Genomic DNA, 12,004 nt, shown 5'->3' on the forward strand with positions numbered 1-12,004 from the left:
GCATGCGCCGGAGCGACGGCGCGCACTCCCACCCCTCGTGGTGGGCGACCCCGAGGACGATCTCGGCCTGGCCCGTACCCTCCTGTCCGCGATCCTGGCGGCCGTAGGGACCTCGACTCCCGACGTGAACTGGGCAGTCGCTGTCCTGCGTACACCGAACGGCGCTGTGGTCATGCTGACATCCAGCGAGGGGCGCGGGTGGCTGCCCGCCGGACTGCACCTTCCATCGGAAGTCGTTTCACCCTGGCAGTTGGCCGAGGTGTTCGGCGTATCCGGGCAGATCCAGATCGCACTCCTCGAAGACGTTCCCGATTCCGCCACAAGGCTGGTGAACTTCGCTCGATTAGCCGCTTCCCGGACCGGAGTGCGGCTCAGCGCGCTGGCGTCATCGGCGATGATCTCGAGCGAGATCATCGCCGATCTCGATGCCCACGTCGCCACGGAGGGCTTCATCGCCCCCGCTGAGGCCTGTGTCGATCTGTCGGTGCCCGGCCCGGGCTTGGTCGATCGGCTGGCGCTGACCGGGGCGGATTGGCTGAAGGCGCAAGCGGAAACGATCAGCGACCGGGATATCAGGGCGAGGTGTATCGAATTGGCCCGCATTGCGGACGAACGCCTGCGGTCCGTCTCCCCCGCCACCGATTCACAGGTCGCGACACGTCGCACTCGTCGAGCGCGGTTGCTGACCATCCTGGGGTCGGGGCCGCTGATCGAGCCCTATCCGGGGCGCCCGATCGGCGTATCCGCTGCCACGCCGAGCGGAGACCGGATGCGTGCGAAGGGTGCTGCAAGCGTCCTCGCCGGTGACACCGCTTCGGGCACCTCATCTGTCGCGGTATTGGAGCGACGTGCGGACGAATTGCTGGCACTGGCCGGCAGCCCGGCACCAGATCGTCAGACGCTGCGCGATGCGCTGTACGTGTATGGGGAAGTCGAAGCGAGTCCCCTGGTAGCCACCTTGCGGTTCGGCGCCGGCCCTTCCGCCGCAGTGGTGACGGCGGATTCGGCGGCTCCGGTTCCAGCGGTGGTGAACGGTTCAGCGGCGCCGGATAGTGCCGGCAGCCTGAGGAGGGCCTGATGGGCGACAAAGACGCAGATAAAGTCATCAGCGACATCGAGGATCGGGACAATTTCGGCGGCTGGGGTCCCTGGCAGGACGACCATCACTTCCAGGGTGACGAAGTGAAGAACACCCTGGAAGAAATCAATGGGCTGAGCGATGCCGACCTGAAGAAAGTCTTCGACAAACTGAGCATGGCTATGTCGAACGGCTATGTGGAATCACCGCTGACGCGACTGGCGAAAGATGCGAAAGATCAGGGATTCGATCCCAAGTATGCCACTCTGGTGGACTCCCTGAGTAAACCGGACCCGCAGGCTGTACTGGATGCGCGGAAAACCGAGAACGAGGCGAAGGAAAAGGTCACCTTCCGGGACGGATGGGGCTGGGAGACGAGGGATGAGAAAAATCATCTCGAGTGGGTGGACCTCTACGTCCCGAAGGGCGCCAGCGACTCGTTGACGGCATTGATCGGGGATACGCAGTTCACAATGCAGTGGGGATTCGACACCCTCGGCGCGCATGAGGCGAAGGACGCACCTCCGTTCAGCAAGATCCTCGATTCGGATCCGAATGTGAAAGAAGTCGACGGCTGGTCCCAGATCAAGGACGATCATGAGAAGATCGTGAAGCAGCTGACCGATCGACAGCATGACCAAGAGGCAAAGCTCAACGGTGTCAACCTCGATACCCTCGATACCAAGATTTTGGGGAAAAAAGTCTTCACCGACTTGAAGACGGTGAAAGACAATCTCAACGACCAACTGAAAATCGATTACCTCCCGGCGGACAACAAAGCGCCCGGCCCGTACTCCACCCGGGATGGTGACGACATAAACTACTATTCCGGTGATCCGCAGCATCCCATCAAGACCACTGTCTACCAGAAGTCCAGTGATGGCAATTTCTATCTGACCGCTCAGGCTGAGCAGATGTTCTACGTCTCCGCGATTCACGCGGCAGTCGACGATTGGCACGAAAAATACAAGGCCGCCATCAAGGATTACAGCGACAAGGCTGCGAAGGTCGACGGTGGCGACGACAACGGCGGCAACAACAACGGAGGCAAGAAAGACGGGGGTAACGACAACGGAGGTAACAACAACGGGGGCAACAACAACGGCGGTAACAACAATGGAGGCAACAACAACGGCGGTACTACGACCACCGGGCAGGATGCTCTGAACGGTCAGGGGAACGATCAACCCCAGAACTTCTCGGATCTGTTTCCCGCCGGTCTCACCGATGGAACCGCGACCGATCCGTCGGCGACCGGCGACGGCACGACAACCGACGCGACCGGCACCGACACAACCGGCACCGATGCAACCGGCACCGACGGCACACAGACCTCGACAACCGAGCCCGCATCATGGCTCAACCAAGCCATTGACGACATCAAGAACAGCGCCACCGCTGCGCCGGCGGCTGCCACATCGGCACAAAACTCCGCCCAACCGGTCAATCCCCTGCTGAACATGATGCCCGGACTGGGTTCAGCACTCGGGGGAATGGGCCAGGGCAACGGGCCGTTCGGGAGCGGTGTCGGAAACTCGGGAGGCGTCGGAAACCCGGACGGCACTTCTGGTTCACGTTTCGGCAGGCAAGGACAGCAGCCTCCGAGTGCACCGTTCGTGCAGCCTGCGGCGGCCACGAGTAGCCAACCCCTGACCGGGTTCCAACCCGGCGTGGTGTCCGCGTCGGCTACTTCGCCCGGACCCGTTCCCGCGAACAGCCATTCGATGGTCGACATGAAACTGCCGGATGGCAGCGCGCAGAAAGTCTCCGCTGTCGTGGCCGACGTCGTGAACAAGGAAATGAACAATCCGAACGGCTGTAACGCCGACGGCGCCTACGGCAACGCACTCGGCCAGTTGACACAGATCGACCCCTCAGCGGCGCACACGGGCGACATCGTGCGGTGGGGCAACCACAGTGCGGTCATCGTGCGGGAAGGCCCGGACAACGCGTATATGGTCGTCGACGGTCAGATGAAACCGCTCAACTTGATGACGCAAGGGTCACTGACGGACTACACGTTCTTCCATCCCTCCGGCGCAGACCCGAGTGATGCCGGGCAGAGTCAACGGAATACCGCGCAATCCGTCGCGGCGACGACAGCGACGGGCCCAGGCGTCAGCGCCGAGCAGAGCCGGCAAATATGACCGATGCCCTGGTCCGAAGTGCTGGAGATTTTCTCGTCGACGTCGCACAGCGCATGGCGCCGGATTGCGCGGCAGACGTCCTGCGCACTGCCCTGCGAAGTGCGTGTGCGGGACGCCTGAACGCGCGCGGACCCGACGGCAGACGTGCCAGTCAACTGACCAGCACCGGAATGCCCTTCGAAATCAGCCTTACCGGAGGACGAGGGGCACGAACTCCCGCCGTTCGTTACGGCACCGAGATCATTCCGCCGGGCCGAGGCAACTCGGCCAGGTTCATCGCGCTGTCGGCCGCAATCAGAGAGCTGGCCGCGCTGCTGCCCGTCGCCGACAGGTCGGTTGTCGAAACGATCGAAACCTTTCTCGAGGCGATCTATCCCCTCAGCCTGCGGCAGTCGGCGCGCAAACCGCTGTGGACATGGCTGGGGGTGGTCCATCACGCTGCATTGCCACATCGGCTGGCGGGTTTGAAGGTTTACGGCACCCCCAACGCCTCACCGGGAGCCTTCGAGCGACTTTGTCGGGCCTGGCCCGGTTTCGAGGAAGTGCTCACTCTGCCCGACGACGAAAAGTACTTCGCTCCCATCTTCGTTGCGATCGAAATCGACGCACTCGGCGAGGTCACTGAGAAGGCCTACCTGCGCCCTCGCTGTCGCGATGTCGTCCTGCCCATGAAGCTCGTGCGAAGTTTCGGCGATCCGGCCTGGGAGGTGCTGAGAGAGTTGGTCGAGTGCGGTGTGGACGCCGCCGGACTTTACAAGAACGACTTCATCGCATGTCGTGCCCGGCGCGGCGACAGAACTACCTTCACGCTGTCGTTCTGTCCGCGACGAGGTGAGAACATCGACGAACTCGCGTCCGAGCTCGCAGCACGGCACCACGGCACCCCGGACGCGATAGATGCGATGACCCACGCCGCGAAAACCACCCACGCCACCGTGACGTTCTCCGTTCTCGGCCTGGGGTTTTCGCCGGAATCCGGGATCGACAAGTTCACCGTGTACGGCACGCCGACCTGGGAACTGCCAGAACGCGGAATGCGCCTGCCGGTCTGATGCGCCGATCGGCGCTCAGGCCGGCCGGTACGGGTCGCGGCCGGTCAGGCCGAGCAGGCGCTCCCAGTCCGACGCATCGGCCGGGACCTCGATCACCGGGCCGAACAGACCCGGAACGCCTTCGCGCGGCGTATCGCGAAACTGCTCGAGCAGCACCGCCACATCCTTGTCGGCGGGCTCGAAGCGGCGGCCGGTGGCGCGGGCCAGATCCCAGCTGTGCATCACTACCTCGTTCAGGGCGAATCCGGCCATCGCGGGCGCGGGGGCGGTGACGCCGCCGACCTCGGTATCGCCCTCCCAGGCGGCCGGGTCGCGCCACGCCTCGGCGAGGGCTTTCAACTGCGTGGTGATCAACTCGCCCCAACCGCCGGGCAGGTCGGCGTCCGGCGCCTGCTCCGGCGGTGCGGAACGGCCGATGCCCTCCTTGGTGGCGCCCTGCCGGAACGCCTCGCTGAAGCCGATGGTGTGGAACAGCAGATCTCGCACGGTGACGCCCGGGCTCGGGGTCGCCGCGGGCAGATCCTCCGCGCCGATGCCGCTGACGATCTCGACCATCGCATCGGTGGCGCTCTCCAGATCGAAGTGGGGTGTCGCCATGTGATCCTCCTCCGAATACGGCCTGTACCGGCACAGGCACCCACAGAAGGGACGGGGCGAGCCGCCGGAATTCATCGGTGACAGCGCGCGAGCGGGTTGCCAGCCGGAGCGGGTGAGGGCATCCTCGACAGTGCCGGATCGCCGTATCCGACATGTCGGACCCCCAGCGGAAGGGAGCAACCGATGACCGATCCCACCATCGACACCACCTCCGTGGACATGGTTCCGGAGGCCGATCAGCTGGAGCAGAGCCTCGAGGTCGCTCCGGAGGAATCCGAAGTCGATCTGCCCGTGGCCACGGCCGACCGCGAAGCCGCCGAGGCCGACCTCATCGAGCAGTCGATTCCCGTGCCGCTCGACGACGAATACGACGAGCCCGAGGCCGAATACTGACCTATTCGATGCCGGCGCGCACCGCGGCATGCAACTCGCGCAGGCTGGATCGCTCGGTCGCGACCTCCAGCACGCGAATGCCGTGGGCGTGCCCGGTCAGTTCCACCGCCAGCTCGGCCGGATCGACCTGCCGATGCGGAATCCGGTAGGCGGCGCACAGCGCTGCCAGATCCATCCCGTGCGGAGTGCCGAAAATGCGCTCGAAGACGCCGGCGTACTGCGGATCACCCTGTTCGAGCAGTTCGAAGATGCCGCCGCCGTCGTCGTTGGCGACCACGATGGTGAGATCCGCCGGACGCGGCTCCCCCGGGCCGATCAGCAGGCCGGAGGCATCGTGCAGGAAGGTCAGGTCGCCGATCAGCGCGAAGGTCCGGCCGGGATGACTCAACGCCGCGCCGACCGCGCTCGACACCGTGCCGTCGATACCGGCCACACCGCGGTTGGACAGCACCTTCACCCCGGGATGGGGATGCGACACCAGCGCCGCGTCCCGCACCGGATTCGAGGCGCCGAGCAGTAGCTGGTCTCCCTCGCGCAGGGCGTCCATCACCACGGAGGCCACATGCAGGCCGGTCGGCTTGGGATGGCGGGCCAGTTCGGTCCGGATCGCGCGGCAGGCCATCGCGTCGAGTTCGCGGCACTGCTCGAGCCATTCCGGACGCGGCGCCCCGGAGGTGACCGCGCGGGTGCCGGTGCCGACGACATTGCCGGAGACATCGGGCCAGCGCGGGCCGGTGGTCAGGGCGAAGACGGTGACATCCGGATCGGCCAGCACCTTCGACACCTGCCGATGCAGCGTGGGACGGCCGGTGATGATCGCCTGCCGCGGCTTCAGCAACGGCAGCGCCAGCGGATGCAGGGCCGGGCCGGGCATCGCGGCGGTGGGCTCGGCGACCGTGGGCAGCTGCGCCAGCTCGGCGCGATAGCCCGCGCCGTGACCGGAGATGACGACGGTATCGGGCGTCAGATCGATCTCCAGCGGGACGTCCAGGGTCGCGTACTGGGTCTCGGTCCACGGCGCGTCACCGATGCGTCCGGCCGGAATCGGCTCGCCCGCAACGGCATCGGGGACCAGCGGTTCCCGCAGCGGGATGTCGAAGTGCACGGGCCCGGCGTTGCCGGACCGGGTGCCGCGCGCGGCGGCCAGGACGCGGCAGACCGCGGCCCGCCACACGCTGTTCTGGCTGCGGTAATCCGGTTCCTCCTCGGCCAGGCCCAGGCTGATCGCGGCCCGCACCTGACTACCGAACAGGCCGAACTGCTCGACGGTCTGATTGGCGCCGCTGCCCAGCATCTCGTAGGGACGGTTGGCGCTGAGCACGATCAGCGGCTGCCGGGCGTAGTTCGCCTCCAGCACCGCGGGCCCGAGGTTGGCCACCGCGGTTCCCGAGGTCATCACCACCGGCACGGGCGCCCCGGTGGACACCGCCATGCCGACCGCGAGGAATCCGGCGGTCCGCTCGTCGATGCGCATATGCAGTCGCAGCCGCCCCGCCGCATCGGCCGCCTGCAGCGCGAAGGCCAGCGGCGCGTTGCGCGAGCCCGGGCACAGCACGACATCGCGCACACCCCCGCGCACCAGCTCGTCCACCACGACCTGGGCCTGTGCTGTCGATGGATTCACACTCTCAGACTGTCAGACCTTCCGGCCGGAGGGGACGTCGACCCGCTCACACCTCGTTCATCGAGTTAGGTTTTGCTAACCCAATCTCCAGGCTGAGCGGTTCGGGAAGTCGACGCCGGGCTGATCGAGCCGGCCGCGGGCCCCCCGCCGTTCGGCATCCGGGGATCACACTCCATCCGGATGCCGAACGACGAGGTCGCAGAACCGCAACTCAGCCGGCGTGCCGCTGGACCAGGTCGCCGACGCGCGGGAGCGCCTCGACCACATGCTTTTTCGCCGACGAACGCAGCGACGAGTACGCCTTCTTCAGCGCCGGACGCGACGAGGCCTCGGCACGAGCGTCGGTCACCGCGAGCAGCGACTCGGCAACCTCGTCGGAGTTGGCGACCAGCAGATCGGCAAACGAGCCGCTACCCGCCGCCTGGTACTGAGCCCAGTACGGTTCCAGTCGCTCGACGAACTTGGGTGCGAACGACTCCAGCGCGTCCGAGACGATGGTCGGGCTGACCTTCTTCACCGCGGCGTAGCCGCCCTTCACGGCCAGGCCCGATGCACCCCCCTTATCCGACACCTCCGCATCCAGAACCTCCTGGGCGTCGGCCAGGAAGGCCGGGCGTTTGGCGTCATCGAGCAGGGATTCAGACAGTGCTGCAACCACTTTCAGGTTCCTCCGGATAGTTTTTCGATGAGCGAGCGCGGGTAACTATACGCATCGGACGCACCGGACACACCGTCCTCTCGCCGACTACGGCTGCCAGGGCAGCAACTGCACCATGAGCCCTTCACAATCGGCGAGCAACGTTTCGGATTCGTCGCGCAGTCGCGCGGAGACGAAAGTCTTGCGCCCCTCCACCCGATCGACGGTCCCCTCGACCGTCAGGGGCGTCTCCAACGGGGTCACCTTGCGGTAGTTGACGTGCAGAAATGCGGTGCGGCTGATCGGCCGGCCCGCATAGTGCACGAGCGAGCCGAACAGATCGTCGAACAGCAGCGGCAGCACGCCGCCGTGCACGGCGTTGTTGCCGCCGAGGTGAAATCGGCGGAATTCGCCGCGCATCCGGACACCGGTGGGACCGGCCTCGGTCATCACCCACGGCGGCAGCAGGAGGCTGCCGCGCCCCGGCAGCGCCGGCACGCGCCCTGACGGGCCCTGCAATTCCGGTGCGCGATAGGGCTCGAGCAGTTCGGCCAGCGCGTTGGCCTGAGCGAGGGCCTGCCCGAATATTTCGTCGGTACAGTCGACCGAGACGGTGAGGTCCTGGAGGGTGCGCATCGCCTCCAGGAACGGCGCGTAGTTCGCGCCGAGTTCGGCCTCCTCCACCTTGGGAAATCCGCCGTGCTTCTCGTACCGATCGGCATCGACCGCACTGGTGTCGATCGCCGGTTCCGCGCGCTCACTCATACCTGCACGGTAACGCCAGTTCTTACACCGTCCAACCCAACCCGTCGGTAGCTCTCCGGTTACAGGACGAATCGGACGAACATCACATTGCCGACGGCCCGCCCCGGCGGGGGCGAACAGCCGGTGACGGGTGGGGTGCATGATGGCTCGGGTGACGTTCAATCCGAAACTCTGGGAGCCCGTCGCGGGTTTCGAGGACCTGACCGACATCACCTACCACCGGCACATCGAACAGGGCACCGTGCGCGTGGCCTTCGATCGTCCGGAGGTGCGCAATGCCTTCCGGCCGCACACCGTCGACGAGCTGTACCGCGCGCTCGACCACGCGCGGACGACGCCGGATGTCGGTGCGGTCCTGCTCACCGGGAACGGGCCCAGTCCCAAGGACGGCGGATGGGCGTTCTGCTCCGGCGGCGATCAGCGCATCCGCGGGCGCAGCGGATACCAGTACGCCGAGGGTGAGACCGCCGACACCGTCGACAAGGCCCGCGCCGGACGCCTGCACATCCTCGAGGTGCAGCGGCTGATCCGGTTCATGCCGAAGGTGGTCATCGCGCTGGTCAACGGCTGGGCGGCCGGTGGCGGGCACAGCCTGCACGTGGTCTGCGACCTGACCCTGGCCAGCCGGGAGCACGCCCGGTTCAAGCAGACCGACGCCGATGTGGGCAGCTTCGACGGCGGCTACGGCAGCGCCTACCTGGCGAAGATGGTCGGGCAGAAATTCGCCCGGGAGATCTTCTTCCTGGGCCGCCCCTACACCGCCGAGCAGATGCATCACATGGGTGCGGTGAACGCGGTCGTCGACCACGACCGGCTCGAGGACGAGGCGCTGGAGTGGACCGCCGACATCCTCGCGAAATCCCCGCAGGCGCAGCGCATGCTCAAATACGCGTTCAACCTGACCGACGACGGCCTGGTGGGCCAGCAGCTGTTCGCCGGTGAGGCGACGCGCCTGGCCTACATGACCGACGAGGCGATCGAGGGCCGCGACGCGTTCCTGGAAAAGCGCGAGCCGGACTGGAGTCCCTACCCGTACTACTTCTGAGCGGCCTCCCGCCGACTCCGTGGCCGTCATTCGGTCACGGAGTCCGGCCGGATCGCGGCGGACCTCGCGAAGCCGCCTCTCGGCCCGAGGCGGTCCCTCTAGGCTCGATTCGTGGACATCCTCAGCAGTCGAATCATCCTGCGGCCGAGCGATTACGAACGCACGCTGGCGTTCTACCGAGACGGGCTGGAATTGGCGATCGCGCGGGAGTATCCGGGCGGCACGGTGTTCTTCGCCGGGCAGTCGCTGATCGAGGTGGCCGCGCACGGACGCGACGAGACGGCCCCCGCCGGCTTCGCGGGCGCGGTGTGGTTGCAGGTGCGCGACGCGAGCATCGCGGCCACGGAACTGGCGACCCGCGGCATCCCCATCGACCGGCCGCCGGTGCGCGAACCCTGGGGCCTGATCGAGATGTGGCTGCGCGACCCGGACGGTGTTCCGATCGTTCTGGTCGAGGTGCCCGCCGACCATCCGATGCGCCGCGACACCCGCAGGCCACCGGAATGACCCCGCCTTACCATCCCGGCCGGTCGGACATGTCGGGAACCTGGCCATCGCGTTAACGGATCGATAACGCACACTGGAGGCGTGACCGCCGAACTGTTCGTTCTGCTCATCGTCGTCGTCACGGCTCTCGTTTTCGACTTCACCAACGGCTTCCACGACACCGCCAACGCCATGGCGACCTCGATCGCCACCGGCGCCCTGCGCCCGCGCGCCGCGGTGCTGCTGTCCGGCGGGCTGAATCTGATCGGCGCCTTCCTCAGTGTCGAGGTGGCCGCCACGGTCGCCGAGGGCATCGTGCGGCTGGACGAGGTGGGCGGCGCGGACCTGCTCGCCATCGTCTTCGCGGGCCTCGTCGGCGGGATCCTGTGGAATCTGCTCACCTGGCTCTTCGGCCTGCCGTCCAGCTCCTCTCACGCCCTGTTCGGCGGCTTGATCGGCGCCACCATCGCCGCGCTCGGCTGGAGCGGGGTGATCTGGTCGGCCGGGCAGAAGGGCGTGCTCACCAAGATCATCGTGCCCGCGGTGCTGGCGCCCGTGGTCGCGGCACTGGTCGCCTCGATCGGCACCTGGCTGGTGTACCGGATCACCCGCAGCAGTGATCAGCGGATCGTGAACCGCAGTTTCCGATGGGGCCAGATCGGCTCGGCCTCGTTGGTGTCGCTGGCTCACGGCACCAACGACGCGCAGAAGACCATGGGCATCATCTTCCTGGCGCTGATCGCCTACGGGTCGGCGCAACCCAGCGACCCGCTGCCGCTGTGGGTGATCGTGGCCTGTGCGGTGGCCATCGCCGCCGGCACCTCGCTGGGCGGCTGGCGCATCATCCGAACCCTCGGCAAGGGTCTGGTCGACATCACCCCGCCGCAGGGCCTGGCGGCCGAATCCACCAGTGCCGCGATCATTCTCACCTCGGCGCATTTCGGGTTGCCGCTGTCGACCACGCAGACGGTGACGGGCGCCATCCTGGGTACCGGCATGGGCCGCCCGGGCGCCGAGGTGCGCTGGTCGGTGCTCGGGCGCATGGTGGTGGCCTGGGTGTTCACCCTGCCGCTGGCCGGACTGGCGGGTGCGATCTGCTGGGCGCTGGCGCATCTGATCGGCGGACTGCCCGGCGTGCTGGTCGTCTTCGCTCTCCTGATCGCGACGGCCGGCCTGATCTATCTGCGCTCGCGCCGGACCCCGGTGCACGCCGCGAACGTGAACGAGCAGTGGACGAGCCTGCCGGGGGCCGACGGCACCGGACCGGCCGTCGAATCCCGGTCCGCCGCCCCCGAGCAGACCGTGGGTACCCCCGATTCGGGGCCCGCCGATTCGGGGCCCACCGGTTCGGGCGCCGCGGACTCCGGTGACACGATCTCCCCCTCCGGCGACTCACGCGCCGCCCATCGCGCCGCAAGGAACTTCTGATGCAGACCCTGATCGACGATCTGACCGAGCTGTGGCGAGTGACCGCCGCCGCCTTGATCTTCGGGGCCGGATTGCCGGCGATCTTCGCGCTCGGGGTGCGGCTGCATTCGATCGCGGGAGATGCGCCACAACCGGATTCCACCCGCCGGCGCGCGGCTGCGGCCTGCGCGGGGTTGTGTTATTCGGTGGTATTGCTGACCGTCATCGCCGGAGTGTTGTTCGTTGCCAGAGGTTTTCTGGCCGCCCGACTCGGCATCCATCTGTTCGGTCAGGGCTGAGCTGCCGCGAGGCGCCGCCCCGATCGTCGAAAGGACATACGTGACCACCGAATCCGCATCGCCACAGCAACCCGAATCGAACGAGGCCGCGCCGTCGGTTCTGCAGAAGGTGCTGGGCTGGCTGCGCGCCGGATATCCGCAGGGTGTGCCCCAATCGGACTATGTCGCGCTGCTGGCCGTCCTGCATCGCCGGCTCACCGACTACGAGGTGCATCTGGTGGTCGAGGAGCTGGTGCGCGAACGCGCCGGCGACGACGAGATCGCCCAGGAGGAGATCGAGGCGGCGATCGCCCGAGTTGCCAAGGAGCTGCCGGGCGAGGACGATATCGCTCGAGTGGCATCGCACCTGGCAGCGGGTGGTTGGCCGCTGGCGACACCGACGTCGGACTGACCTTCTCCCCTTATTCAGCGAAGGAAGTGCGGACCCGTTCACGGGTCATCGACCTCGACATGACACGATCGCGAACGTGAGCA

Annotated in this window: 13 protein-coding genes; 9 read left to right on the forward strand and 4 right to left on the reverse strand. The window is 66.8% G+C overall.

Annotated elements, in window-relative coordinates:
* Window positions 1–40: 40 nt before the first annotated feature.
* From A5780_RS41770 to A5780_RS09080, 3 genes are read left to right on the forward strand one after another with little or no spacing between them, the layout of a single operon-like run.
* Window positions 41–1,078, forward strand: coding sequence for a hypothetical protein (locus A5780_RS41770; RefSeq protein WP_228794482.1), 1,038 nt, complete (start codon window positions 41–43; stop codon window positions 1,076–1,078).
* Window positions 1,078–3,225, forward strand: a complete 2,148-nt coding sequence (locus tag A5780_RS09075) for a hypothetical protein (RefSeq protein WP_063015392.1) — start codon at window positions 1,078–1,080, stop codon at window positions 3,223–3,225. Before A5780_RS41770 ends, A5780_RS09075 begins: the two co-directional genes overlap by 1 nt.
* Window positions 3,222–4,277, forward strand: a complete 1,056-nt coding sequence (locus tag A5780_RS09080) for a hypothetical protein (RefSeq protein WP_064908213.1) — start codon at window positions 3,222–3,224, stop codon at window positions 4,275–4,277. Before A5780_RS09075 ends, A5780_RS09080 begins: the two co-directional genes overlap by 4 nt.
* 15 nt (window positions 4,278–4,292) lie before the next feature.
* On the opposite strand, the gene A5780_RS09085 is transcribed toward A5780_RS09080, so the two are convergent.
* Complete coding sequence (locus tag A5780_RS09085; RefSeq protein ID WP_064907257.1) at window positions 4,293–4,874, reverse strand: TIGR03086 family metal-binding protein; 582 nt, start codon at window positions 4,872–4,874, stop codon at window positions 4,293–4,295.
* Window positions 4,875–5,057: 183 nt separating this feature from the next.
* On the opposite strand from A5780_RS09085, the gene A5780_RS09090 reads away from it, so the two are divergent.
* Window positions 5,058–5,267, forward strand: a complete 210-nt coding sequence (locus A5780_RS09090; protein WP_063015395.1) for a hypothetical protein — start codon at window positions 5,058–5,060, stop codon at window positions 5,265–5,267.
* 1 nt (window position 5,268) lies between these two features.
* Here A5780_RS09090 and menD read toward each other — a convergent pair whose 3' ends face one another.
* The 3 genes from menD to A5780_RS09105 form a co-directional block, all read right to left on the reverse strand.
* Window positions 5,269–6,891 (reverse strand): 2-succinyl-5-enolpyruvyl-6-hydroxy-3-cyclohexene-1-carboxylic-acid synthase, encoded by a 1,623-nt coding sequence (gene menD, locus A5780_RS09095; RefSeq protein ID WP_064907255.1) that lies wholly within the window; start codon window positions 6,889–6,891, stop codon window positions 5,269–5,271.
* A 211-nt stretch (window positions 6,892–7,102) separates the two neighbouring features.
* Window positions 7,103–7,549 carry a hypothetical protein gene (locus tag A5780_RS09100; RefSeq protein WP_030516248.1) on the reverse strand — a complete coding sequence of 149 codons (447 nt, stop codon included), beginning with the start codon at window positions 7,547–7,549 and terminating at the stop codon, window positions 7,103–7,105.
* Window positions 7,550–7,636: 87 nt separating this feature from the next.
* The gene (locus tag A5780_RS09105; protein WP_064908214.1) at window positions 7,637–8,293 is read right to left on the reverse strand and encodes a PaaI family thioesterase; all 657 of its coding nucleotides are present in this window, start codon (window positions 8,291–8,293) and stop codon (window positions 7,637–7,639) included.
* A 142-nt stretch (window positions 8,294–8,435) separates the two neighbouring features.
* On the opposite strand from A5780_RS09105, the gene A5780_RS09110 reads away from it, so the two are divergent.
* The 5 genes from A5780_RS09110 to A5780_RS09130 all read left to right on the forward strand — a co-directional run bounded on the left by A5780_RS09110 (window position 8,436) and on the right by A5780_RS09130 (window position 11,921).
* Window positions 8,436–9,338 carry a 1,4-dihydroxy-2-naphthoyl-CoA synthase gene (locus A5780_RS09110; RefSeq protein ID WP_174553946.1) on the forward strand — a complete coding sequence of 301 codons (903 nt, stop codon included), beginning with the start codon at window positions 8,436–8,438 and terminating at the stop codon, window positions 9,336–9,338.
* 111 nt (window positions 9,339–9,449) lie between these two features.
* Window positions 9,450–9,845, forward strand: coding sequence for a VOC family protein (locus tag A5780_RS09115; RefSeq protein WP_063015398.1), 396 nt, complete (start codon window positions 9,450–9,452; stop codon window positions 9,843–9,845).
* Window positions 9,846–9,926: 81 nt separating this feature from the next.
* Window positions 9,927–11,252, forward strand: coding sequence for an inorganic phosphate transporter (locus A5780_RS09120; RefSeq protein WP_082976360.1), 1,326 nt, complete (start codon window positions 9,927–9,929; stop codon window positions 11,250–11,252).
* Window positions 11,252–11,530 (forward strand): hypothetical protein, encoded by a 279-nt coding sequence (locus A5780_RS09125; RefSeq protein WP_063015400.1) that lies wholly within the window; start codon window positions 11,252–11,254, stop codon window positions 11,528–11,530. The genes A5780_RS09120 and A5780_RS09125 overlap by 1 nt, the downstream gene beginning before the upstream one ends.
* 40 nt (window positions 11,531–11,570) lie before the next feature.
* The gene (locus A5780_RS09130) at window positions 11,571–11,921 is read left to right on the forward strand and encodes a DUF3349 domain-containing protein (protein ID WP_082857116.1); all 351 of its coding nucleotides are present in this window, start codon (window positions 11,571–11,573) and stop codon (window positions 11,919–11,921) included.
* Window positions 11,922–12,004 lie beyond the last annotated feature (83 nt).

Origin of the sequence: Nocardia sp. 852002-20019_SCH5090214 (assembly GCF_001665865.1) — a bacterium.
In the GTDB taxonomy this organism is placed as follows: Bacteria; Actinomycetota; Actinomycetes; order Mycobacteriales; family Mycobacteriaceae; genus Nocardia; species Nocardia nova.